The organism is Macrococcus sp. DPC7161, assembly GCF_004117835.1.
Taxonomy (GTDB): Bacteria; Bacillota; Bacilli; order Staphylococcales; family Staphylococcaceae; genus SDSC01.
This window is the reverse complement of sequence record NZ_SDSC01000001.1, coordinates 67,506-94,499: the sequence shown is the minus strand read 5'-3', so window position 1 is coordinate 94,499 and position 26,994 is coordinate 67,506. Positions and strand designations below refer to the sequence as shown.

The 26,994-nt window shown below is 28.8% G+C and carries 21 protein-coding genes; 14 read left to right on the top strand and 7 right to left on the bottom strand.

What is annotated here, in order from left to right; translation table 11 throughout:
* Window positions 1-131: 131 nt before the first annotated feature.
* On the top strand, window positions 132-2,171 hold the full coding sequence (locus tag ER639_RS00405) for a CDP-glycerol glycerophosphotransferase family protein (RefSeq protein ID WP_129063771.1): 2,040 nt from the start codon (window positions 132-134) through the stop codon (window positions 2,169-2,171).
* Window positions 2,172-2,295: 124 nt separating this feature from the next.
* On the opposite strand, the gene ER639_RS00400 is transcribed toward ER639_RS00405, so the two are convergent.
* Window positions 2,296-5,547, bottom strand: coding sequence for a CDP-glycerol glycerophosphotransferase family protein (locus ER639_RS00400; RefSeq protein ID WP_129063770.1), 3,252 nt, complete (start codon window positions 5,545-5,547; stop codon window positions 2,296-2,298).
* 95 nt (window positions 5,548-5,642) lie between these two features.
* On the opposite strand from ER639_RS00400, the gene tagD reads away from it, so the two are divergent.
* Both tagD and ER639_RS00390 read left to right on the top strand, forming a co-directional pair.
* A complete protein-coding gene (tagD, locus tag ER639_RS00395) occupies window positions 5,643-6,041 on the top strand; it encodes a glycerol-3-phosphate cytidylyltransferase (RefSeq protein WP_129063769.1) in 399 nt (132 codons plus the stop codon).
* Window positions 6,042-6,083: 42 nt separating this feature from the next.
* Window positions 6,084-7,733: a CDP-glycerol glycerophosphotransferase family protein gene (locus ER639_RS00390; protein ID WP_129063768.1), complete on the top strand. Its 1,650-nt coding sequence runs from the start codon at window positions 6,084-6,086 to the stop codon at window positions 7,731-7,733.
* A 1-nt stretch (window position 7,734) separates the two neighbouring features.
* On the opposite strand, the gene ER639_RS00385 is transcribed toward ER639_RS00390, so the two are convergent.
* Together ER639_RS00385 and ER639_RS00380 are read right to left on the bottom strand one after the other, a co-directional pair.
* Window positions 7,735-8,829: a glycosyltransferase family 2 protein gene (locus ER639_RS00385; RefSeq protein ID WP_129063767.1), complete on the bottom strand. Its 1,095-nt coding sequence runs from the start codon at window positions 8,827-8,829 to the stop codon at window positions 7,735-7,737.
* Entirely contained in the window at window positions 8,826-9,782 is a 957-nt protein-coding gene (locus tag ER639_RS00380; protein WP_164993307.1) for a CDP-glycerol glycerophosphotransferase family protein, read from the bottom strand. The genes ER639_RS00385 and ER639_RS00380 overlap by 4 nt, the downstream gene beginning before the upstream one ends.
* Before the next feature lie 142 nt (window positions 9,783-9,924).
* Here ER639_RS00380 and ER639_RS00375 point away from each other — a divergent pair, with 142 nt between their 5' ends.
* Entirely contained in the window at window positions 9,925-11,070 is a 1,146-nt protein-coding gene (locus ER639_RS00375; RefSeq protein ID WP_129063765.1) for a glycosyltransferase family 4 protein, read from the top strand.
* A gap of 51 nt (window positions 11,071-11,121) precedes the next feature.
* Here the strand turns inward: ER639_RS00375 and ER639_RS00370 are convergent, their stop codons facing one another.
* Window positions 11,122-11,937 carry an ABC transporter permease gene (locus ER639_RS00370; RefSeq protein WP_129063764.1) on the bottom strand — a complete coding sequence of 272 codons (816 nt, stop codon included), beginning with the start codon at window positions 11,935-11,937 and terminating at the stop codon, window positions 11,122-11,124.
* 20 nt (window positions 11,938-11,957) lie between these two features.
* On the bottom strand, window positions 11,958-12,773 hold the full coding sequence (locus ER639_RS00365) for a WecB/TagA/CpsF family glycosyltransferase (protein WP_240663967.1): 816 nt from the start codon (window positions 12,771-12,773) through the stop codon (window positions 11,958-11,960).
* A gap of 236 nt (window positions 12,774-13,009) precedes the next feature.
* On the opposite strand from ER639_RS00365, the gene tagH reads away from it, so the two are divergent.
* The 4 genes from tagH to ER639_RS00345 all read left to right on the top strand — a co-directional run bounded on the left by tagH (window position 13,010) and on the right by ER639_RS00345 (window position 19,254).
* Entirely contained in the window at window positions 13,010-13,798 is a 789-nt protein-coding gene (gene tagH, locus ER639_RS00360) for a teichoic acids export ABC transporter ATP-binding subunit TagH (RefSeq protein WP_129063763.1), read from the top strand.
* A gap of 90 nt (window positions 13,799-13,888) precedes the next feature.
* Window positions 13,889-15,070 carry an LCP family protein gene (locus tag ER639_RS00355; protein WP_129063762.1) on the top strand — a complete coding sequence of 394 codons (1,182 nt, stop codon included), beginning with the start codon at window positions 13,889-13,891 and terminating at the stop codon, window positions 15,068-15,070.
* Between the two features lie 107 nt (window positions 15,071-15,177).
* Window positions 15,178-15,645, top strand: coding sequence for a DUF2538 family protein (locus tag ER639_RS00350; RefSeq protein ID WP_129063761.1), 468 nt, complete (start codon window positions 15,178-15,180; stop codon window positions 15,643-15,645).
* Window positions 15,646-15,921: 276 nt separating this feature from the next.
* Entirely contained in the window at window positions 15,922-19,254 is a 3,333-nt protein-coding gene (locus ER639_RS00345) for an N-acetylmuramoyl-L-alanine amidase (RefSeq protein ID WP_164993306.1), read from the top strand.
* A gap of 150 nt (window positions 19,255-19,404) precedes the next feature.
* Here the strand turns inward: ER639_RS00345 and ER639_RS00340 are convergent, their stop codons facing one another.
* Entirely contained in the window at window positions 19,405-19,851 is a 447-nt protein-coding gene (locus ER639_RS00340) for a MarR family winged helix-turn-helix transcriptional regulator (protein WP_129063759.1), read from the bottom strand.
* Between the two features lie 303 nt (window positions 19,852-20,154).
* Between ER639_RS00340 and ER639_RS00335 the strand changes: the two genes are divergently transcribed.
* The 5 genes from ER639_RS00335 to ER639_RS00315 all read left to right on the top strand — a co-directional run bounded on the left by ER639_RS00335 (window position 20,155) and on the right by ER639_RS00315 (window position 24,497).
* Window positions 20,155-21,180: an acyltransferase family protein gene (locus tag ER639_RS00335; protein WP_129063758.1), complete on the top strand. Its 1,026-nt coding sequence runs from the start codon at window positions 20,155-20,157 to the stop codon at window positions 21,178-21,180.
* Between the two features lie 66 nt (window positions 21,181-21,246).
* Window positions 21,247-22,830, top strand: coding sequence for a M20/M25/M40 family metallo-hydrolase (locus tag ER639_RS00330; protein ID WP_129063757.1), 1,584 nt, complete (start codon window positions 21,247-21,249; stop codon window positions 22,828-22,830).
* Window positions 22,831-23,191: 361 nt separating this feature from the next.
* Window positions 23,192-23,650 carry a LuxR C-terminal-related transcriptional regulator gene (locus ER639_RS00325; protein WP_129063756.1) on the top strand — a complete coding sequence of 153 codons (459 nt, stop codon included), beginning with the start codon at window positions 23,192-23,194 and terminating at the stop codon, window positions 23,648-23,650.
* A gap of 62 nt (window positions 23,651-23,712) precedes the next feature.
* Window positions 23,713-23,895 carry a YkvS family protein gene (locus tag ER639_RS00320; protein WP_129063755.1) on the top strand — a complete coding sequence of 61 codons (183 nt, stop codon included), beginning with the start codon at window positions 23,713-23,715 and terminating at the stop codon, window positions 23,893-23,895.
* A gap of 5 nt (window positions 23,896-23,900) precedes the next feature.
* Window positions 23,901-24,497, top strand: coding sequence for a type II CAAX prenyl endopeptidase Rce1 family protein (locus ER639_RS00315; protein ID WP_129063754.1), 597 nt, complete (start codon window positions 23,901-23,903; stop codon window positions 24,495-24,497).
* 36 nt (window positions 24,498-24,533) lie between these two features.
* Here ER639_RS00315 and ER639_RS00310 read toward each other — a convergent pair whose 3' ends face one another.
* Entirely contained in the window at window positions 24,534-25,370 is an 837-nt protein-coding gene (locus ER639_RS00310) for a bifunctional UDP-sugar hydrolase/5'-nucleotidase (protein ID WP_129063753.1), read from the bottom strand.
* Window positions 25,371-25,434: 64 nt separating this feature from the next.
* On the opposite strand from ER639_RS00310, the gene ER639_RS00305 reads away from it, so the two are divergent.
* Entirely contained in the window at window positions 25,435-26,919 is a 1,485-nt protein-coding gene (locus ER639_RS00305; protein ID WP_164993305.1) for an ATP-binding protein, read from the top strand.
* Window positions 26,920-26,994 lie beyond the last annotated feature (75 nt).

The following is a 26,994-nucleotide window of genomic DNA, read 5'->3' as shown; positions in this document are numbered from 1 at the left end:
GTAACACAAAAGTAATTTAATCGTAACATAATTTTAATATATATTTTCTTTTCTTAGATCTCATTAATTTATCAAGTAAATGTATATAACATGATATACTGATAATAAACTTAATTTTAAAGAGGTTCCTTATGAAAAGTATACAAAATCTATTAACCTATATAGAGCATCCATATACTCATTTTCCAAATAAAATGGAAATTATTAATGATGTAAACACGCTAGTTCGTGAGCAAAAAAAGATTTTTTCTTCTATTGCTATAGCCATCATCATACCAAAACAATATGAAAATCAATTGAAAAATTTAATAAATATTGATATTCCTATCCATATGATTTACTTCCATGATACTACACAATTGATTGATCTTTTAAACGACAAAATTAAAAATACGAAAGAAACTCATTTATATATTTCTAATTTACAAAGCATTAATTTTGATTTGTTTAAAAGTGACATTCAGCATACAAGAATCGCTATTAAAGAAAACCAATATTTAAGCATCGGCAATGAATTATCAAACGTCATTTTTCATGTACCTACATTCCATAAATACAATGTTACTTTCAATAAAAATTATCCAAATTTCTTTTATATTAAAGGGTATATAGATTACATCACCAATATATCAAAACAAAATATAGATATATTAGCAGATCATCGCAATACCATTAACAATTTGTTAACGTTCGATGGTTTACCTAGTAATATGCATCGTCATTATTATCGTGAATTTCTCAAAATTAGACCTATATTACCTAGTAATCATTCTCTGCAAAGAATGTTTGACCAGTATTTCAATTCAATCATATTTAAAGCGTTCAATCCTTCAACAAATCATTATCAATCGTTTATCAATGAATTCATGGAAGATTTACGACAATATTTTATATCACACCGTCATAATCTATCTTTTATTCAAAAAATTGAGCGCTTTTTATTTATTAATAAAAGAAGAAATAGCATCTATTTTGAAATCTCAATTCGGAAGTGGATTCGAAGTATAAAGCGAGTATTACAAAATCCAACTAAATTTGCAGTTACATGTTATGAATTACTATTTTTGAAATTACCTATAAAACAAAACACTTTCATCTTTGAATCATTTAATGGGAAAAGTTACTCTGATAGTCCGAAATATTTATACGAGTATTTAGAAGCACATTATCCGGAATATCGATACATTTGGGTATTAAACGACCCTTCATCAAATCAAATTTCAGGTAAAGTAACAAAAGTAAAAAGATTATCAATAGCATATTATTATTACTATGCTACCAGTCAATTTTGGATATCGAACACACGATTACCCTACCATATATTAAAAAGATCAGAACAGATATATGTTCAAACGTGGCACGGTACTCCTTTAAAAAGATTAGCTCTAGATATGGAAGATGTTCACCTTGCCAATACAACAGAGCAAGCTTATAAATTAAAATTTATGCAAGAAGTAGAAAGATGGGATTACCTTGTCTCACCAAATACATATTCAACAAAAATTTTTGAATCTTGCTTTAGTATTCCATCAAATCAAATCATAACGACTGGTTACCCTAGAAATGACTATTTAGTAAATAATAAAAGTAATAAACATCTTATTAGCCAAATCAAAAAAGAACTCGGCATAGCTTGTCATCAAAAAGTAATTTTGTATGCACCTACTTGGCGAGATGATACTTTTGATGAAAATGGTATATATCAATTTAATCTCAACATTGATTTTAAAAAATTATTTAGCGCCTTGGATGATGATATCATTGTTTTATTGCGATTACACTATTTGATTGGTGACAATTTAAAGGATCCAATTCATCCTAAAGTTAAGAATGTATCCACTTATCCCGATATCGCATCATTATATTTAATCTCTGATATGTTAATTACTGATTATTCAAGTGTCTTTTTCGACTTTAGCATTTTAAAAAGGCCACAATTATTCTATAGTTATGATTTACAACAATACGAAAAAAACTTGCGAGGATTCTATTTAAACTATAATGAAGCATTACCTGGCCCTATTGTTGACAATCAAGAGGATTTAGCAAAATGGATTAATCTACTGTTGAAACAACCGAAAATAATGAATCAATCATGGTATGAACAATTGAATACCTTTGAAGATGGCAATGCTGCAAAAAAAGTAATTCATAAAATTTTGAATAAGTAAGCGTGAAGCTAAATCTTAAATTTTAAATATTTATTATGATCAAAAATGAAGCGGGTGAGACTTTAAAGTCTCACCCGCTTCTAATTAATTACATAGAACCTAAAATCATTTTAAATTTTGTTATCTATTTAATAATTTGCTCAACGATATATTTTGAAGCATTTCCATTTTCAAACTCACAATATTTATTGAAAAATTGATTATATTTTTCTTGATAAGAAGTCTTTATTTTATCAATGTTTTTAATCGCTGAAATTAACTCGGCCGTATCATAAATTAGTGGGCCTGGTGCTTCTTTCTCAAAATCCATATAAAATCCTCGTAGTTGATCACGGTATTTTTCTAAATCATAAGTATAGAATAAGAGAGGTTTTCGTGTATTTGCAAAATCAAACATTACTGAAGAATAGTCAGTGATACAAATATCAGTTATAGCATAAAGTTCATTTATATCTGGGAAATCATACACATTGAAAACGAATCCTTGATAATCATCTGGAATGATTAATTTTTTTCCGACTAATAAATGAGGTTTAATCAATATAATATAATCGTTTGAAATCTCCCTCAGTTCATTTAAATCAAATGGTAATGAAATAGATCTAGATTTGAGTAAATCATCTCTAAATGTAGGTGCATACAATATGATTTTTCTTCCATCATTTATCCCTAATTTGAGTTTGATAAGCGCTTGAAATTCAGCCATTTCACTATCACTCATATTATGAGCCCAATCATTTCTCGGGTAACCGGCTTCTATAAAGTTTTTTTCATATCGAAATGCACTTTTGAAACATGTTGTTGCATAACGACTCGGTGATATCAAATAATCCCATTTACTTGTGGCAATATTTACTCTATCTTTATATCCTGCATCACGACCCTCAAATTGATTAACATCATTAAGCATTTTCTTTAAAGGTGTTCCGTGCCATGTTTGAATATAAATCGTATTAGGATGTTTCTTTATATAGTAAGGGAAGTTTTGATTATTGATCCAATATTTCGCAATCGAAATGTAATAAAAGTATTCAAAGGATAACCTTTTAACCGTAATTACATTTTCATCATCAAATGGATATTGTTGATTACTCACCCAAACCACTTTGTAATCTTTATTTTGTTTTTTTAGTTCATCATAAATATTTTTAGGACTATCAGAGACCGATTTCCCTACATTACTTTCAATGAAAATCAATTTTTCATCAACCTTATGGCATTTTGTTAAATAAAGATTCAACATTTTCATTGCTTTGAAATATACTTTTTTGTTTTTTCTGAATCGTTTTAAAAAGTGTTGGGACAAAATATCATATTTCAGTTGATTGATTTGGCGATGATGATTTTCAAAATTAAGAGCAGACATATAAATTCGTTCTGAGTTATTCATATCTCGGTATTTTACAAAACGGTCTATCTTATGTTTTACCGTTTCACTTATTTGACAATTATCATCCAATAAACTCTTTAATTTATTAATTAATTCTTGCTCATTATTCACGATATAGCCTGGTAGTTCACGCTCAATATCTAAATGAGATGGATTTTTTCCTATAAATTGTTTTTTGTCAAATTGGTAATAAATAACCGGTTTGTATAAGAAACTAAAGTCAAATCCTACACTTGAATAATCTGTAATCATCAATTTACTTTCTTTAATAAGTCTTTGAACATCTACTTCACCTTGGCTAATTGTAGTAATATAATTCGGTACATCAAAGAACTTTAAGAAATTTTGCATATTCGGGTGTAAACAGAAAATTACTTCTGTCCCCGATTGTGCAATGGTTTTAATCTCATCACGATTTAGAAGTTGTGAGTAGTTCAAAAAATAATCCGAAATTAAAAATTGCTCGATATTCGTCAACCAGTCTCTCCATGTTGGTATAATTAATATTTGATTTTTAATTTCACATGTTTTAAAGAGCTCATCAAATCTTGATAAACCTGTAACTTTTATTTGCTGTGGCGAAAATTTTAAATCTCTTTGCACAATTTGTTTTTCACGTTCTGAACTTACCAAAAACATATCTACATTAAAATCATTTAATTGATTGCCATTTATTTGCGTTAAATTTTTTGTACCTAGTACCCCATGTTGTAAAAATATTTTCTGGGCTTTAATTTCTTTTATATATTCTCGATCATTCATCGGATAAATTAGTTCAGGATGATGTGTTGTAAATATTTTCGTAGCTTTTGCCATTATTTCAAAATGTTTTGGTGATCTATAGTCAACGACATTTCCATAAGGTTTGACATTTTTATATTCAATAGAATCAAAATCAATAATATAATAGGTATCTATTTCTGGATGATTTAATCTCATGTATTTAAAAAAATGAAAGCCATTATCTTGAGCTTTATAATGTCTTTCACCTACTACCCATAACTCTTTTGTAGACATCATAGATTGTGAAAAAGCTTCATAAGATGCGTCACTTTCATGTGATAATTTTGCAATTTTAAATGAAAGATTACGGCCTTTTAAAGTAAAATAAGGCATTAAATAATAAATACCATCGTTTCGATCAAATCTTAATTTTCCTTTTAAAAATCTCTCAACTAATATTCTAGGATTACCAATTTTAATTTTAATAGGAGTTTTCAGTGTATTTAAATATATTTCAATGTACATATCAAGTGTGTCACCATCATTTAGGTTTAACTGAAAAATTTCTTCAATATGATCTTCTTCTGTAATTTTAAAATAATATGCATTATACGTTTGAGATCGTAACTGCTCTGTTTTAAAAATATTTAATGGCCATTTAACCCCTAGTCCTGATTCACGATGTTCAATAACTAAATTTACTTTTTCAGCAAGTGCATTAATTAAAGAAAATTTGCCAAATAAATTTATTTTACTATTTTTAATATTAAATGAATCAATTTGTTTATAATTAAAATATGTCGATGGTTTAATATTTTGAAGCAAAGAAAGAGAAAATACAGATTGTTTATCAAAATAGGGAGTCACTTGATAGTCATTAATATTAACTGTTTCAAATGGTGAAATTGAAATTTCAAATCGCTTCAATGAAATTCTGTATTTAAGCGATACTGTAACAATATCATCCAATTGGAAATAGTTTTTGGTTGGATAATCTGGATAGTCATTTTGTAAATTAACATTCTTTATTAACGCTTCTTTATATGTCATCGATTGATTAGATATTAAAAATATTTTGATTTTTTTCATGTAATCTGATTGAAGTATTTCTAAAACTTCTGATAGACAGATTTGGACTTGAAATTGATTGATTTCCTTTCTGAAAATCTTATCATCCGCTTCAAATTGTATTATTTGGTACTGTTCATCAATATTAGAAAATAACAACTTGTCATTATTTTGTTTAATTGAAATAAATGTCATAATTTCACCTTTCAACTTAATATTATTTACAAAAACTCATTAGTATATTAACATAAAATTTACGAATGATACATTTATAACTTGGAGGTCTTCTGATGAGACGCGTTATTACTTATGGTACATATGATTTATTACACTACGGGCACATTGAATTATTACGTCGTGCACGTGAGATGGGTGATTACTTAATTGTAGCACTTTCTACAGATGAATTTAACAAATTAAAAAATAAAAAATCTTACTATGACTACGAACAACGTAAAATGATGTTAGAGTCAGTACGCTATGTTGATTTAGTTATTCCAGAAAATAATTGGGAACAAAAGAAAACAGATATTGGTAAATATGAAATAGACACGTTCGTTATGGGTCATGACTGGGAAGGCGAATTCGACTTCTTAAAAGACCAATGTGAAGTTGTTTATATTAATCGTACTGAAGGTATTTCGACTACTCAAATTAAAAGAGAATTATACGGTAAAGATGCAAAATAAACTGCTAGAGCTCAAGCTCTGGCTTTTTTTTCGAGGTGACATATGATTTCATTTATGAATATTCAAGAAAATACGCTTATTTCCTACAATTTAATAAAGGATATTAAAACAGATTATGTTATTTTTAATACGGAAAATATGTTTATTGACAAGTATCAACTTCATGCTGTTAATCTATCCAACGACCATATTTTTACTGATTATTTATTGGATGATGACTATACGAATCAATGGTCTATTTTTGGTGAATCTCAAGTCGATACATCGTTACTTCTCGCTGTGAATTTTCAGCCTGCTATGATTTTTCATGTAGAAAAATTAAAGCGGCTTTTAAAGGAGCACAATGAATATACATTATTTGATTTATCTTTAATGGTGTTATTAAATCAAGCAACAATACTTGTTGATGGTCATGTAGTATTTTCATTTAATCAGAATTTAAAGCCTACAAAACACTTAGTTCAATCCTATGGAGATCGTTTAGAACAACTTGGTAGATATTATGGAAATCAGATAAAATGCATCAATAATGATGCAAGTACGTTATTGTCAATCGATACTTTAATGAACCGTTTTAACTTATTAAACTTTTTTATTAGTAAATTAAAATTATATCCTGCATTGTATCGATATTTCTTGAAACGAAAATTAAAACCGTATCAACACCTTGTTCAAGAAAGAAATATTAAAGCTACTAAACAAATAATTGTGTTTTTAGGATTCGATTTTCAGTATCGAGGCAACTCAAAATACTTATTTGAAGAGATGATACAAAATAATCATGTTCCTATTTATTTTATTTTAGAAGATAATGATCCATTATTACACACAAATAATTCAAACTATTTTGTGCCAAAATCTCAATCAAGCAAATTGATTGAACACGCACGTGTTGTCATATTAGAGTCATTTGCTCCTGATGACTTCATTACAAATGGTTATGTATTTAATTTATGGCATGGTACACCGATTAAAAAGTTATTTTTAGATAGTTTAGAACCATACCAAAATCAAAACATCTTTTTATATAAATATAGAAAGTACAATAAACTAATGAGAACGGATTATTTTTTAACAGATCATCCATCAGCAGATAACTTATTCAAAACTGCTTTTCATTTAAAAAATACAAATATCATTCATTATGGTTACCCAAGATTACATTATTTGAAAGCACAACGTCTAAATCAGCAACATACAATTAAAGATACAATTCTTAACAAATATGGATTAAGTAATGATAAACCTATTCTTATTTATTTACCTACTTGGAAAGATTATGATTATGAACCGTTAGAAATGAAACAATTAGAACAATATTTTCATGTTTTATCTAAGCCACATCCTACATCAAATGCAACTGTGAATGGCAAAATAGTCGAAGAAGCAACTGAAGATTTATTGGTCATTGCTGATGTTGTCCTATCAGATTATTCATCGGTTATTTTTGATAGTTTAGCTTTAAATATCCCATCTTATTTATTAATGGATGATTATGAAACGTACATTGCTACTAGAGGTGTATATGACAGTGTTATTAACGATTTACAACCGATTATTTATTACAACAGAGAAACACTTATTCAAGACTTAATATACAAAACACATGTAGCCCACTCTTCTAAATTCATAAATCAAACGACAAATAACGATCAATTAATAAATTTAATCAAAAAACGCCTAAACACTTAATTTAGTGTTTTAGGCGTTTTTTGATGGTTAATTTTATTTGATCCTTCGTGTTGTTCAATGAACGTTTCACTATAAATGACATTTTATGATTAGGATTTAAATTGAGTTTTTCAAAATCAAATTTCTTCTGTCTTAAATATAAATTTAATTGCATTCGATCACTTTGATTTAAATACCTAAATAAGAATTCAATGAGTTGTATCAAGCTTTTTTCATCGTATGTATCTTCAAAAATGTGGTTCAAATAAGGTATTATTGAATCTTGAAATTGAATTGAAGCTTTTTGTTGTAATGCATTTTTCAGTAAGTAGCTTATTATCAAATTATCCATACGGTAACTATAATAAGCTTTCACACGGTCACATGCTACATTAGTTTCAATATCATTTGTAGTATTGATTAAAGTAAACATATTTTTCCTTACTTTAATTGCATCTTTCATGTACTTATCTAAATTTGTATAATCTTGTGTGATGCTATTGCGATCATCTTGTGTGTAGTAATAGACAATTTCATTTAATACAAATACCGATTTTAAAAATACACGCGTGTTAAACGTGTGTTCTTCACAAAATGTAATACCTGAATCAAATCCTTTTTTAATCCATTGACGATGATACAATTTCGCTCCTGGACCAATTGATTGGAGTAATTCAGGTTGCTCGCTTAAAGTAGTTGGTCCTGGCTTTAATTGGTGATTTTTAAGTTTAATGATTTGATTATTTTTGAAATGAACAAGTTGTCCAACATAAACTGCATGATTTGGATATTTTTGAAGAGCATCTACAAAAATATCGATTGCATTTGGTGCGAGCTGGTCATCACTATCTAAAAACATGATATATGGAAAGCGAGCATGTTGAATACCTTCATTTCTTGCAGCTGCAGCACCTTGATTCGCTTTCGATAAAATACGTAAAGTTTGATAGTTAGGTAAGTCATTTTTATATTCTTCAATTACATTAACACTATCATCTGTTGATCCATCATTAATGCATAGTATTTCTATCGGAATCGCTTTAATGGATTGTATGGATGCTAATGCACGTTGGATATATTCCGATGCATTGTACACAGGAATAACGACTGTAATCATCGAACCCTCTCCTCTATATAATGGATTAAATGTGCTAGTGCATCTTCAGTTTGATAATTTACCCAATTTGTTATGTCAATTGGCTGTATATTATTTAAACAAGCTTTCAATTCAGATTTATTATATGCTTTATTTTTTTTAGAGATATTAAAATAGGCTTCATTCAATCCTCTAGTTTGATGATATTTTTCTTCATCAGGAACAAATAGCATTACTGGTTTACCTTTATATGCCGCTTCTACAGCCAATGAACTATAGTCTGTAATAACTACACTACTCATCGTAATCAATTCATCCAATGACTTATTCTTAATGATTGACGATGTTTGGTAATTGCAATCACTAGGATGTGCTCTAATGATTAGTCCCTCTATATCATGTTCATTTAATTTGTCTTCTTCCGAAATTTCGTAATCTCTATACGTCGGTAAAAATAGTATTGGCTGCTCTAGCACATCACGATTATGGATTGTATATTCTTGATTTAATCGTGCTAATCCAAATCTTAAGAATTGTTTCTTTTCTGCATCAAGTGAGCGTTTAAAAATAGCTTCCATTTGACTACCTGCAACGACATAACTATCTGTAAAATTGTAGACTGACTTATACTGACGTATCATTTTTTGATCATTTTGATTTAACGCTGCATCCTCTAAACCGAATTTTTTTAATGCACTACTTGCGTGCCATACTTGAATGACTTCTTGTTGACTCGACTTTTTTAAACTACCTAACATTAAATAATATGTATCAATAACGACGATAGATGCGCTCTTAATGGCTTTAATATGCTTTAAAACATATCGATTGCCAAGAGGAATTTTGACGATATCATGATATTTTGGTAATTGCAAGAATGATTCATATTTCGGATGATATAATAAAGTGATTCGGTACGTACCTTTTTGATGCAATGCATCAAGTATCGGCATCATATCTTCTTTAAAAGTCATCAGTAACACTATGTTTTTTTTGTTAAAAATTGTTTTATTGGTTTTCGTTTTGATTAAACAATCAAAAAGTTTAATTAGGGTTAAATAAGTCCCTTTTATCAATTTTCTTTTCATAAAAATACCTCATTTACAGGAGAATCATATGCAATCATTTACATTTTTAATTCATAATATTTATCATATTGGTGGCACAACAAGATCTATCACACATTTAGCAAATGAATTAAGTGAAAAAGGACATGCTGTAACCATTTTAACGGTATTTAAAAATGGCACGCAAACGGCCTATCCGCTACATCCAAATATCACTATTGATTATATCATTGATTACTCGAATAAAAAGCACTTAACACCTTTGATAGCAAATAGAATAAGAAAATATACGCCTTTACTCAAACCAAAATTAATTCAACCTGATGAGCCAGGAATTAATCAATTTTCTAGTTACATTGAAAAAGTATTAATTAATAAAATAAAAACAGTAAGCACAGATTACCTTGTTGGTACCAGAGCAACATACAATCTGTTAATCGCAACTTATGCGACAACAAAAACGATTGGAATGGAACATATGCATTATCATGCACACACACCACGTTTGCAACAGCGCATAAAACAGTTATATCCGAAATTGGATTATTTAACGACATTGACCGAACTTGATAAACGCACTTATGAAACTATATTTAATGAACACCTTAAAATCATTTGTGTACCAAACATTGCCAAAGCAGAGCTTCAATCAAATATGCAAAAAGAAAATACCATTCTTGCACTTGGAAGATTAGAATATGAAAAAGGCTTTGATTTATTAATTGACGCAATTAATAAAATTAAAATGTATTTACGTAAAATGAATTACAAAGTAAATATTTATGGCGATGGTAGTGAACACAACACATTAGAAAAATTGATTCAACAGCATCACCTCAATGATTTAATGACCATACATCCAAGCACAACAGATGTAGAATCATTGCTTCAAAAATCCAAAATCACTGTGATTCCATCTAGAAGTGAAGGTTTTGGCATGGTGATTTTAGAGGCATTTTTATTTAATAATGCCGTCGTGAGTTTCAATGCGCCATTAGGTCCACAAACGTTATTAAAACATCATGAAAACGCACTTGTTAGTGAATGTTTCAATACCACACAATTCGGTGATCAAATCATCCAATGCATTCAAGATGCTTCGTTAAGAAATAAACTGATTGAAGGTGGAAAGGTCACTTTACAAAGTTATACAAGTAACCATATTTACCAACAATTTATTAATGCACTTACATAAAAAGGTATGCGATGTTCGCATACCTTTTATTTTTATATACAGTTTCATTGTCTACATAAAATCGCTAAATCGATGTCTAAATTTCATATGTAAGATTGAGCCCACACTGAAAAATAAAATTACAAATGCAATATTGTATAGTGTTAAATATGGATGCTCGATAAAATGCCATTTATGATATAGTATTGCACTTCTATAACTATTTGCTAAATAACTTATCGGATTTAAATTGATAGTCGTTTGAACAAATTGCATGATGTGGCTATTACCTTTTGCCTCCCATAAAATTGGTGAAAGGTAAAATAAAATACGTAAAATTGATTGTACCATCATTTGAGTATCTCGAATCAATACTGCTAAAGTTGACGTTAACATCGTAACAGATAAAGCAAATATATATACCCATGGAATGTATATTAACAATTGTAAAATATAAATACTCGGATATATACCTTGAATAGCACATAATACAATCACAAAAACTACCAATACTAAATGTGCATAAAATTTACTCATTAAAATATAACTTGGAATTGTTGATAATGGGAAATTCATCTTTGAAACTTGATTGAATTTCATACCTATTGATTTCGTGCCTTCCAAAATACCTTGATTGACAAAAAACCACATACTAATCCCCACTAACATCCATAAAAAGAATGGTACGCCGTGTACTGCATGGTTACCTCTAATCCCTAAACCAAAAACAAAATAATAAACCCCTATTTGGATTAATGGATTAATAATTTCCCAAGCGAGTCCTAAGTAATTATCATGGTTTGAAATCTTTAATTGAAATTGTGCAAGTCTTTGTATTAAATAGAAATTTTTAATTTGTTCTTTTAATACAGTGAATATTGCATTCATGTGTCTCCTACTTTCTTAAACTACTCTTTTTCTTTGAAATGAGCATGTGGATTTAGTTCTGGTGTATGCTTTTGTTGAAATACTTTCATTAAAAACATTGGTATAATCAATGCCCGCTTTAAACGTTTAAAATCAGTTAGAATACGATATAACCATTCTAAGTTTAAATTAATAAAAAGTTTTGGTGCACGCTTTACATTACCACTAAAGACATCAAAACTGCCACCGACACCCATAAACACAGTATGTTCAAAATGATGCTGATTATAAAAAATAAAGTCCTCTTGCTTTGGACAACCCATTGCAACAAATACAAAGTCAGGATCAAATTTCTTTATCTTTTGTAATGTTTTATAATCATGAACGTCTTTATAACCATGTTTGGATTTAAAGTCAACATTAGGATAAGTATGTCTTAATTTTCTTTTACATTCTTTAACGGTCTCTTTTGATGCTCCTAATAAGAATACACGTAATTCATGTTCATCTGCAATACTTAACATATTCTCCATCAATTCAATGCCAGGCACACGTTCTTTCATTGGTTGTTTTAAATATTTAGCTGCTTTTATAATACCAATGCCATCTGGGACAATAAAATCTGCTGTTTTGATTTTATTGTAGTAACTTTCATGCGTATGAGCATAATAGGCAATTTCAGGGTTTGCAGTCACAATAAATAGGTTTTCTTTTGTGCTAGCATTTACAAATTTATGAATATGATCTGTCATTTCTTTTTTCGATACATTATTAAATGGGATGCCGATAATAGAAACATTTTCACTTTTATGGTTTTTCCAATCATATGTAGATAAACTTGGTATCATTTCTGTCATATCGGCACCTCCTTACTGTATTTTTTGAGTCGTATATAATTTACATGATTTTAATTTTATTTACAATGTTTTTACAATGTAGTATAAGTGTAATATTGAAAATAAAAAATGATTTTATAAAAAAATACGATTTCATGACGTAATCGCTACTTTCAACTATAATAGGTATTAAATGATTATACATGATATAATGAATCGTTACACTGTATTTGTAATAAAAATAAAGGATGATGAACATGACTCATTCCGTTGAGTTTATCAATGTGAGTAAAGAATATAAAATATTTAGAGATAATAAAGAACGTATTAAAGATATATTTATACCTACAAAGACAAAGAAATTTTATGCATTAAAAGACATCTCATTTACCGCAGATCATGGAGATATCATTGGCTTAGTAGGTATCAATGGATCTGGTAAATCTACATTAAGTAATATATTAGGCGGCAGTGTTCCTGAAACTTCTGGTACTGTCATTAAAAATGGTGAAGTCAATGTGATTGCAATTAATTCTGGTTTAAATGTTCATTTATCAGGTATTGATAACATTGAATTCAAACTTTTATTAATGGGTTTCTCAAAAAAAGAAATCAAAGTATTAACGCCAAAAATCATTGAATTTTCAGAGCTTGGCGAATTTATTTATCAACCTGTAAAAAAATATTCAAGTGGTATGAAATCAAAACTCGGCTTCGCAATTAGCGTTACCGTTGATCCAGATATTCTTGTAATCGATGAAGCGTTATCAGTCGGAGACCAAACTTTTACACAAAAAAGCTTAAAAAAAATGCACGAATTTAAAGAAGCAGGAAAAACCATTTTCTTTGTGAGTCATAATTTAAAACAAGTTAGAAAGTTTTGTACGAAAATCATTTGGATTGAAGGTGGCCAAATTAAAAATTATGGACCAACTGATACTGTCATGGATGAATATGAAGCATTTTTAAAAGATTATAAAAAATTATCTGCTAAACAACAAAAACAATTTAAAAAGGACTTAGATGCCAAACGCTTTTTTTATTAATTGATAAACACTCATGTAAATGTGTTTGTAATACTTCTTAAATCAAAGTATAATATTGTAGTTTTATAAAAATGATAAAGGTGACGATATATGAATAAATTCATTAAAGTCGTACTTATACTCTTAAGTTTATGTTTAATCATCGTTCCAGTAACTTATGCTAGTATTTTGTACGTGACAACAAAAGGTGCAATCGATCAATCATTTTCTAATGCAAGTAAGCAGTCTAAATTAAGACAAAAAGCCGTCGATCCTGCATTGGATCATGTTTCTATTTTATTTTTAGGTATTGATGATAGTTTATCAAGAAGAAAAAATGGACAAACGATGGAAGAAGCAAGAACTGATGCTATGATTTTAGCAACATTTAATCGTGATGATAAACAAGTCCGATTAGTAAGCATTCCACGAGATACATTGAGTTATATACCTTCTGTTGGTTATTATGATAAAATCACACATGCACATGCTGAAGGTGGTCCAAAATCATCTATGGAAACAGTAGAACATATTTTTAATACGCCTGTAGATTTCTACGTTCGAATAAATATGCAAGCATTCGTAGATATAATTGATGAACTTGGTGGTATTGAGTTTGAAGTACCATTCGATATTGATGAACCAAGTAAAACAGACAAAGGACGTACAAAATTAAAAGCAGGTCTTCAAGTTGTAAATGGTGAAGAAGCATTAGCGCTTGTTAGAAGTAGACATGTCGATACAGATTTAGGTCGAGGCAGAAGACAAATGGAAATGATTGAAGCCATAGTCAAAAAAGCTAAAGATACAAACTCATTATCAAAATTAGATGAACTTGTTGAAATTGTAGGTAATAATGCGAAACATAACCTTACATTTGACAACATTAAATCATTAGCAAGTGAATATTCATCAAATGATGTCTACTTTAAACGCCATCAACTAAAGGGAACGGATTATATGTACAATGGCGTTTATTATTACAATCCGGATTTAGACCATATTTATAGTATTTCGAAATTGTTGCGTAAAGATTTAGGTTTAGAAAGCAAACCTAAGCAATCACTTTTAGATTATAAAATGGCATTTGTTTATGGAGATTTAATTCCATTAGAAAAAATAAATTTAGATACTTTAGAAAAAGATTACAAAAAACATAAAAATAATAAAGATTTAAATCCAAAAACACCAAAAGTTGATCAAAATAACGATGAACAAAATACAAATAATGTTCAAAATAGTACAGATACAAGTTCTGAACAATCAAATGTAACAAATACAACAACTTATTAATCATCTCAAATAAACGATTAGTATATATATTAAAGAATAAAATTAAAAAAAGCGCGTTGTCTATATTGCATTTGCAAAATTTATTATTCAAATACTGAGGTGATTTTATGAGAAAAACATATGAGAAATATGCACAAATCAATAAAATGTTTGATGTATTAGAACATCAAATCACAGCACCTAATGATGAGGCATACGTAAGGGATACTTATTACTTTATCAATTTTGAACATCGACAAAACTACGAATCATTATTAATTTATTATAGTGATGCAGTTGACAATCCTATTATGGATGGCGCATGTTATATATTATCCATTCCAGAAATTTTTAGTAATGTATCTATTTTTGAATATGAAGTACCACTTGATTTTGTATTCGAAAATGGTCAGCTCAGTGCAACATTCACAAATTTAGATGTGTATTATCAATATTTGGTTGCAGCTGTCTTAGAAGTTTCAGATGTTCATATATTCAAACCAAGTGGTTATACTATGGGAATGACCCATTGGAATATCAATCAATTAAGATTATTTTGGCAATATACAGCCATTATACGAAAAGACGCACTTTAAAAGCTCGAGCAATGCTCGAGTTTTTTATTTGTACATTGTAATATATTTATTCGATATATAATTTGATATGATGTATGCAATTTTATTGAAATTAATTTTTAAAACTTTATTTTATTGTTTAAGTTTTAATTCATTTTAAAATTTATAAGTAATGTATGACAATTATTAAAGTAATATTACATTTTTGATATTGATATCCCTTAATAGGCATTTTAAATTATAATGGATTTATTCATGCAAAGTGAAAGTGAATCTATATTTAAGCGAGGTATAAACATGGAAAATAAATTTTACTATAAAACACCTGCAGTGATTTTGATGATGTTAGCAGGTTCTTCAGCTGTTGCACACGCTGCTGAAAATGACACAACTGTTAAACAATCACCTACCACAAATGATGCAACAAATTCTAAAACTGCAAACGCGCAATATTCACAAGCCAACCAAACAAAATCAACTACGACTATTCCTGTTACGCAAACGAATAAAGCAACTGATTTGCAAAAATCAACTGCAACATATACGGCGACTTCAACTGCGACAAGTGAGCAAACAAGTAATAGCATTTCTATTACAAACTCTAATAGCATGACTATCAACCAAATGACATCTTCTGAATCAAGTCAATCTGCTACAAAAACGAATTCACTTTCAACTGCTTCAACTGTAGAAAGTCAATCAATCGCGCAATCAAACACTGTAAGTAATGATGTACAACCACTTTCTGTCAATACAAAGAAAATTAGAACATTACAAGCGACACAACCTGTTCAAACTGTTCAAAAATCAACTACAAATATGTCAGTAAATGATTATATTAAATACAATAACTTTAAAGCAGCACCAATCGTAGAAGATTTTTCTAGTCATATTCCTAAATATGGATACCGTAATGGTGTTGGAAAACCTGAAGGAATCATAGCTCACGAAACAGCAAATAATACTTCTACCATCTGGGGTGAAGTACAATATATGAAAAACAATTATCAAAATGCCTTTGTACATGCATTTGTTGATGATAATAACATCATTGAAACTGCACCTACTGATTATTTAGCATGGGGAGCTGGACCAGTTGCTAATGAACGCTTTATTCATGTCGAATTAGTACGTGTTCAAGGTAAAGATCGATTTGCTCGTGCGATTAATAACTATGCTGATTATATCGCAACGAATTTGTTGTATTATAATTTACCTGTTGATAGTGCGGAATATGATGGCAATGGTACGTTATGGTCTCATAAAGCAGTTTCTAACTTCTTAGGTGGTACTGACCACTCTGATCCATATGGTTGGTTCCAAATGAATGGTTACTCAATGGATGAATTGACACAGTTAGTAACAGAAAAATACAATGCAAAACTTAATGGTAACGTTTCACCTGCTCCAACGCCAACACCTATACCAGTACCTGGGAACACTCCGGTTAAAACTGGAACTGTAAGTACATCATCTACATCTAAAATGGCTAAAATCAATTCTAGTACTGCTCAAGTCTATTCAAAAGTATTAGATGTAACTGGTAATAATGCTGGAACTAAAGCAAACAATACATATTACGTTAATAAACAAGCCACTTTAAACAATGAAACTTATTATTCACTTACAGATAATACTGGCATCGCTCGCGGATGGGTAAAAGCAAAAGATTTAACTTTAGCTACGCGTTCTCAAGAAACAATATTAAATACACAATACAAAATTAAATCAACAGTAAATGGTTTATTTAATACACCTTGGGGGACAAATTATCAAAAAGTGAGTGATTTAAAAGCCAATTTAAATCAAAACTTTAAAGCAACTAAAAAAATAAAAGTTAATAATACGACATATTATTTTGGTACTGTAAATAACTTATCTGGTTGGATTCAAGAAAGTTATTTAGCTTCATTAGTACCATCAGTAACACCCGTAAAAACAGGTACAGTAAAAACATCATCAACATCAAAAATGGCTAAAATAAAATCAAATAATGCACAAGTTTATTCAAAGGTTTTAGACGTTACTGGTAAAAATGCAGGAACAAAAGCAAACAATACATATTACGTTAATAAACAAGCGACTTTAAACAACGAAACTTATTATTCGCTTATAGATAATACTGGTATTGCACGCGGCTGGGTAAAAGCAAAAGATTTAACATTAGCAACGCGCTCTCAAGAAACAAAGTTAAATACTCAATATAAAATTAAATCAACTGTAAATGGGTTATTTAACACGCCATGGGGAACGAGTTATCAAAAAGTGAGTGATTTAAAAGCCAATTTAAATCAAAACTTTAAAGCAACTAAAAAACTTAAAGTAAATGATACGACATATTATTTTGGTACTGTAAATAATTTATCTGGATGGATTCAAGGTAAATATTTAACTACATTGGTAACGAATGTTAAACCAGTAAAATTAATCGGACGAACAGCTAAAACTGGTGTTTTAATTTATACAGATTTACAAAATGGTACTAAAGCAAAAACAAAACCAGTAGATACACAATTCTACATTACAGAAGAAGCAACTAAATCTTCTACCAAATACTTCAAATTACAGGATATTAAAAATAAAGTGGTTGGTTGGATCAACGATAATAGTATTAATCAAAAAACACACCAAACAGTGAGTTGGGAAAAAGCACCATATATTGTAACGAACCCTCGTGATTATGTATACAGTATTCCAGGTGGATCAAAAACACAACGAATAAAAAAATTAAGCTCACTCCCTACAAAAATTGTTAATGTAATTCGTACAGATAAAGTAGGCACTTCAACTTGGTATAAAGTATTATTTGATGATAAATCAGTAGGTTATGTATCAAGTAAAAGCGTTAAAAAATTTGTTAAACAACAACCTATTATTTCTAAACAAAAAGCACCTATATCTTTAACACAAGCTATTAATAAACAAATGCAATTAATCAATAAAACAACGAACTCAGGACCAAAATATACTTATATCAATTCAAACGGTAAATCAGTCACACGAATTGCAACACGTGATGAAGTAAGTAAAAATATCAACCCTTCTAAATTGTTAAATGATGCTGTACAAAAATATCAATTTTTAAATTTAAATAAATCTCAAGGCATCTCAGGCAATGTATTAAATAAATTACTTGTTGGTAAAGGTATCTTAGAGAATAAAGGCGATGCATTTGCAACTGCAAGTAAATTATTAAACATTAATGAAATTTACTTAATTAGTCATGCTATTTTAGAAACGGGTCATGGTACAAGTAAGCTTGCAAACGGTTTAGGGTTAAATGCAACTGAAAGCAAAATCATTGAAAATGCAAAGACGAAATACTACAACATGTTTGGAACTAAAGCTACTGACAATAATGCTTTATTAGGTGGAACACGTTATGCGAAGTCACAAGGATGGAATACACCTGAAAAAGCAATCATTGGTGGCGGTAAGTATGTCAATGACAATTACTTCAAAAACAATCAAGTGACATTGTACCAAATGCGTTGGAATCCTAGTAATCCAGCAACACATCAATATGCGACAGATGTTGAATGGGCAAACAAAAATGCTCGTTTAATTGCAAACTATTACAAAACATTAGGTTTAGAAGGTTTATATTTTACTGTTAGCGAGTATCTTTAATTTACCTACATCTTAAATAAATATGAAATTTTTAAAAGCGTGGAAACCCACGCTTTTTATTTTTTATAAATAGTAAATAGATAACGAAAAAATTTATAAAAAAATAAAAACACTATTCATTGAGAATAGTGTTCAGGTCTATTTGGTCAATTAATATCTAAAAGGATCTCTTAAAGTGAATGATTGATAAATTTTATCTAAAATCGTCATTAATTGTTCACGTTCAGTGACATTCAATTCACGCATAAAATTTGTAACAACTTTTGATTTAATGTCATCAGCTAATATTAACGCTTCTTCGCCTTTTGAAGTGATCTTCAATACAGTAGATCGTAAATCATACATACTTTGTTCTTTTGTAATAAATCCATGGTCGACTAATTTTTTTATTGAACGAGATACCGCTGTTTGCTCTTTATTCAACTTATAAATTAATTTTTTTTGCGTCATATTTTGTTCGCCATTAATTAATTCTAACATATAAAATTGTTCCCTTGTTAACGCGACATCAGTTAATTCCGCTGACGCAATTTCATCGATTTTTGAATCCATAATATAAATGATTTGACCAAATCTTTTTAAATGCTTTTCGTCCATTCCAGATCTCCCTTTTATGATGTTAAGAAAATTATAAAGGAAACATTTTACTTTAGCAACGACTTATTACAGAATTCAAAAAAATCTTAAACTATTTAATCATTTCTTAATATTCTTGTCTACTTTTTTCTCAAAAACAATTTCAAATCATGTACATTACATCAAAGTTATTCGATAATAATAAATTCTATTGTAGTCTTTATATTTTGTAGTTGAAATGAATATTTGTAATTAACTTAATGGTTTATCTTTGTGAAAAATAGTGAATAGTATAATAATGAATAAATTCATCGAGGTTTTAATATGAGCAAAAGAAGAGAGCATTATTTTGATAATGCAAGATTTTTACTAATTACTTTAGTTGTGTTTGGCCATTTATTACGTTCATTTATTTTTGAAAATCAATTTATATTAGCTCTGTACTTATTTATTTACAGTTTTCATATGCCTGCATTCGTACTCATATCAGGCTATTTTGCGAAAGGCATTCATAAAAAAGGTTATGTCATGAAAGTGACAAAAAAGTTATTGTTACCTTATTTAATCTTCCAAAGTTTTTATGCATTTTATTATTATTTTATTGATGATGTAAGCACAGTAGATTTAAATCCTTTCGATCCACAATGGGCAATGTGGTTTTTATTGAGCTTATTCAGTTGGCAAATCATGTTGTTTTTTGTTAAGAATATGAATATGTATTATGTACTTTCAATATCATTTATATTAGGTATTGCTGTAGGTTATTTTTCATTTATTAATAATACATTGAGTTTATCAAGAACCTTTGTCTTTTTCCCATTCTTTTTAATTGGTTTTTATTTAAAACCAAGACATTTTGCATTGATTCGTGATAAAAAATATGTGCCACTTAGCCTCATCACATTAATTACTGTTTTTGTCGTATATTTGAATATAGAAATTAATTTTGAATGGCTATTTGGTTCTAAACCTTACGAAAACCTAGAACATCATGAAGCAACAGTATACAGCGGATTAAAAAGAGCAATCATTTATCTCATTATAATAATAAGTACAAGCGCTTTTTTAAACCTTGTACCAAATCGCAAACTACCACTTACTTATATTGGTTCAAGAACAATGTTTATCTATTTATTGCATGGATTATTTATAGGGTTATTTCGTTCACAAAAATGGAAAGACTTTTTACATGATGATCATGTGTTTATGGGTACAACACTTGTATTGATAACGATTATTTTAGTTTATGTGTTCAGTACTGATGCAATTAAGAAAATAACTGCACCAATAATTGAATTAAAAATTCCAAAATTAAATTATTTTACACAACAAGAAAATCGTAAGTTATAATAATGTTGTAAACGAATACAATCCATTTCATATGGATTGTATTTAATTTGGAAATGAGGTGCTTTAATGTCTATGCTATGGCAAACAAAAGAATCACGAATACAGTTATTAAAAGATATCGTCGCTCATGACTCTGTAACAGGATCACAAGGAGAGCTAAGTTTTCCTTACTTCATAAAAGAAGAATTAATGAAGTTAGACTATTTTAATCAAAATGAATCACATATTAAAATGATTGAAACAAGTGATTATAAACACGCTTTAATGGCAATGTATCGTTCTTATACCACAGATAAAACAGTGATTATAATGAGTCATTATGACACTGTTGATGTCATTGATTTTGGACATTTTGAATCGATTGCTTTTGATAGTGATGCCTTACATAAAGCTTATAATAAACATGTTGATGCATTTAACCCTTATATCCAAAAAGATATTGAATCAAATCAATATCTTTTTGGACGTGGCGTAATGGATATGAAATCTGGATTAATGATGCACATGAGTTTATTAGAACGTGCAATTAACGAATCTTGGCCAATTAATATTATCTTGTTAACCGTACCAGATGAAGAAGTCAACTCTAGTGGTATGAGAGATGCTGTCGTTTATTTAGATCAATATATTAAAGAAGAAAATTTAAAACTTATATTAACATTAAACGGTGAACCTACTTTTTCACAACATCCAGAAGATGATCAATACTATATATACTCAGGTAGTATTGGGAAAATTATGCCAAGTGTCTTTATTAAAGGTAAAGAGACACATGTTGGAGAGCCTTTAAATGGTGTCAGCCCTACTTATTTATTAAGCCAAATTAACCTTAATATTGAATATAATAAAATATTTCAAGATTATTATAAAAATGAAGTTACACCACTTCCAGTGAGCTTACACCATAAAGACTTAAAAACACATTATGATGTTCAAACACCACATTTAGCTGTAGGCTATTATAATATTTTTAAGTTTACAAAGAGTAGTGAATCATTATTTAAGTTATTTCATGAAACTGTAAAAAAATCTGTTCAAAGTGCAACAAAACAATTGTCTTCTATTTACGAACATACCATTCATTTCGAAGTCATTACTTTTGAAACGCTAATTGAACAAGCAAAAGAACGATTAAAAGAAGAAGATTATTTATCAATTATTAATCAAAATCTTCATTTAGACGACCGTGAATATGCAATACATATTATTGAACAGTTATTAAACGAAGTGTATCCAGATGGTTATGTTGTCGTAACTTACTTAAGTGCACCATATTATCCTTCAGTAAATAGTTCAAAAGATAAACTCGTAAAACATATAAGTAAATATGTTATTAAACAAATGGATAAACATTATAATCGATCAACTGAAAGAATCAATTATTTTAATGGCATTTCAGATTTAAGTTATGTGAAATATGAACATGGACCAAATGATGCAACATCATACGAAAAAAACACACCTGGTTTTGGTTCAAAATATACCATTCCATTTAAAGCAATGCATGCATTAGATGCGCCGGTAATGAATATCGGTGCACTAGGAAAAGATGCACACCAAAATACAGAAAGAATACATATTGACAGCGTATCAGAAGAAGTTCCATTCATTTTAGAAAAAGTATTTCATAAGTTCTTGTTTGATCATTGAGACTGGGACAAAAGCGAATAACAACAAGTAAAAACCTCACATGAGCCAAAATTGTTTTTTAATTTTGAGTGATTGTGAGGTTCTTTACCGAAGTTGCTGCTTTTGTTCCGTTGATTAAATTGAGACTGGAACAAAAGTGTTGATTAATTGGAAATGAGGATGAGACATTTGTCTCATTCTTATTTTTTTATCAAAATTTCAATTTTTGATAAAAAACTTAAATATTTGAATTCAAAAATTCAATTTTTGATTTAAACAGATGTTTTTTTAATCAAAATTGAAAATGTAATATCTATAAAAATTATATACATTTTAAACATCCGGAAATCCTTAATATCTAGATATTAGAAATCAGGTAAAGATGTTTGAAAAATTATTAGAAGAATATCAACGTTATATTCATTATTTAATTCAGAAATACCATTTAAGTTATGAAAAAGATGAATATTTTCAAAAATTAAGCATCAAACTATGGGAACTTAATCAACAATTTGATGCATCGAAACAAAATAAGCAAAAATATTTGATGACCAAACTCAACTTTTATTTAATCGATGAATTGAGAAAGCAAATCAAATACCAAGAGCGTAATGTATATGACGAAACACTTTTAATGTATCAAAAAATTGAAGATGATGCTTCTCATTTATTAATTGAACATATTAAAAGTCAACTCACGGCTAAAGAAAATGATTTACTTGAAAAATTAATATTAGGATATATGATAAAAGAAATCGCTCAAGAGCAACAAGTAAGTGTTTCTTGCATTAAGCAACAAAAAAAGCGACTGAAAGAAAAAATTGAACATATTATAAAATAATGATTTTAATTATTACAATATTTTAGTATAATGTCCCTTAGTATTGTTTTAGGAGGATTATTATGAATGTTGCTAAAGTAGGAAATATTGTAGAATTTCACGATGGTTTAATTGGACGTGTTGAAAAAGTAAATGAAAACTCAGTAATTGTTGATTTAACAATTATGGAAAACTTCGAAAAATTAGAGTTACAAGAAAAAACAGTTATTAATCATAAACGTTACAAAATTATTCACGAAGGTTAATGCTTATGAAACGATCTAAACCATTAATCTTGTTTGCATCGTTATTTATTTTATTTCATTTGATATTGTTACTTATGCACCAAGAAAAGCAAGTTTTTTGGCATATTTATACGGGATTTATGTTACTTCTTTCATTGAGCTATATTTATTACGAACGTAACATCAATTCAAAACGACTTTTAGAATCAATCATTACCGGGGTACTTACGGCTATTATCATATTAATAGCGCACGCATTACTTTCTGTCGTACTTCCAGACATTCGCTATTTTCATTTCTTAAAAGTAATGGTTTCATTAGGTATTTATTTTAAATGGCAGTTGATCATTTCTTTTATTGTGAGTTTTTTATTTGAATTGTATATCCGTAGTATCTTACAAAATGAATTAATGCAACGATTAAATGTAGGTTTAACGATCTTCATAGTCGCAATCATTAGTACCAGCTTTTTCAGTTGGGCTGTAAGTTTGCAAATACTTTGTTTTATTTTTATTGTGGAATGTATCGTTGCAGCAAGTTATCAAAATACTAAACGATTAATTACACCACTTATAGGTAAACTATTAGCCATGCTCATTTTAATGTTAATGTATGGACAATAAAAAGCGAGTAAGACAGATTCGTCTTACTCGCTTTTCTTATGACTTCAAATCATAATAAAGCGTATCATACATTTGAATATCTTCTTGATACATAGATAAATCTATTGCTTTTGAATGCATTTGTTTTAACTCAAATGAATTCGTACGTTCTTTAAAAACCAGTTGAATATGGCCAAGGTATTCATTTGGTTGAATACTGATTATTTTTGTATCTTCAATATTCGTAGATACAATGGATTCAGTCGTAATCAATAAATCAATACCTTCAATTGACTTTACGATATTATATGCTTCAGTTTGTTCATAATCGAATTGGGGTTGATGCAATGCAATCACAAAATCTAGCGATTCATGATCATGCATATATCTGATCCAACGTTTACACGCGCTTATCGTATCTTCCACTTCTATACATTCTTCACTAGTCATATCATTATCAATCTTACCGTTTGCTGAAATACCGATAATCCCTATCTTTAATTGCCCTATTTGCTTAATAATATAAGGTGTCCCATAGTATGGTTCTTTCGTAACAGTATGGATAACATTAGCTGATAAATGCCTAAACTGACTTAAACTTTGGATTTGATTAAATTTCCTTGAAGGATCAATTAAATCGTTGAGTCCTATACAGCTCGCATCAAAATTTAATATGTTTAATGCTGTTACTAATGCATTTCTGTGAAAATGTGTAGTCTTAGGTTGTACTTTTAAAAAGTGATTTCCTAAATCTAATAAAATTGTTTGCATTGAAGATTGTTGTAACATTTTTATATATCTTGATATTTTTAAAATATTGACGTGATTTTTAAGTGAAAGTGTACTATCTATTTGATTTGTTGTTATAATATGTATATTAATTTTACTTTCCATACGACACCCCTTTAACAATATTATATACTATCATTTCGATATGAAATCAATCAATGGAGTAATTATGAATAAATTTATAAAATATGGTCTATTAAATATCTTCCTTTCCTGTATTGTTGCCTTAATTGGCTATTCAATATTTTTTCAAATACATAAAAAGGAAGTAGCATCTTCTGTAAACCAAAAAATTAATATGCATGCTAAACAAGTTGAAACTTTTATTACAGATGTCGTTTCATCTATTAACTCGATTTCTACAATGGCTTATTATGAGAAAGATAATAAAAAGATTAACGATAATATGGCTCAAATTAAACAAAGTGATCCTAGAATTATTAATTTATATGTTTTAAACGAAGATGCTATTGCAGTAAACTCAAGTAGTGAACTCATGTTAAATAAAAAAGTAGAATCTCTTGCCTTTTTTTATCAATATGCAGATGTAAATTTAGTTTCCATTTCAAAAGTAAGAAAAAATTTGCTGAATGAAGGTGTCGTTTACATTTCCAAACCAATCGTTAACGCAAAAAATAAAGTGTTTGTTGTTGCTGAAATTGATATCAATACCATTGGCACTGTTATCGATACGATAGAAAAGAACAGCAACATTACCATTAAAGATTTAGATGGTAGCAAAATTTTTGAATCTAGAGACCAATTGCCATATATCTATTCAAAGTCACTTATATTTCAAAAAGCACCATGGTCTTTAACCATTTCTTCCGGTTCTGATACAAAAATGACTGCAATACAAGAATCATTCGCTTTATTTATTATTTCATTTATAATCATTACCATCATACAAGCATTATATTTTTATATTCAAGAGAAAAACAGAACGTTACAAATGATTGATGATATTAATAAACAAAAAAAAGAAATGATTGGTTTAATGGCTGCAAATACCGCACATGAAATCAAGAATCCATTAACTTCTGTCATTGGCTTTATTGATATTATTCAAATGAAATACGATGATAATCATCAAAATCCACATTTCGATATTGTTAAAGGAGAATTAAAGCGTATTAATAATATCGTAGGACAATTTTTATTACTTGGAAAACCAACAAAAGTTGAAAGTGAAGTTCATAATATCGTTGATATCATTAAGGAAGTTGTTCAATTATTACAATATGAATTTGACTATAGCCGAATTAAACTTATTATTAAATACGATGATAATGATATCTTTGTTGATATACCTGAAGATCAATTTACACAAGTCATGATTAACATTCTACAAAATGCAAAAGATGCAATGCATTCTAATCGCATTGGCATTATTGAAATGGTTGTTGGTAAAGATCGTGAAAATGCATTTATTTCAATTAAAGACAATGGTATCGGAATGGATGCAAAATCATTGCATCAATTGTTTGATCCGTTCTTTACAACGAAAGATAATGGTACAGGACTCGGCATGAGTGTTACTAAAGGTATTATAGAAGCGAGTCATGGACAAATTCATGTAAACAGCCAAGTCAATATCGGAACAAAAATCTTCATTACATTCCCACTTGCATCACCAAATAATTATGAAATTTAAGAAATTAGCTTTTTTATTTCATTAATCATAAAAAATGAGCAATGACATATTTTGATGTCATTGCTCATTTTTTTG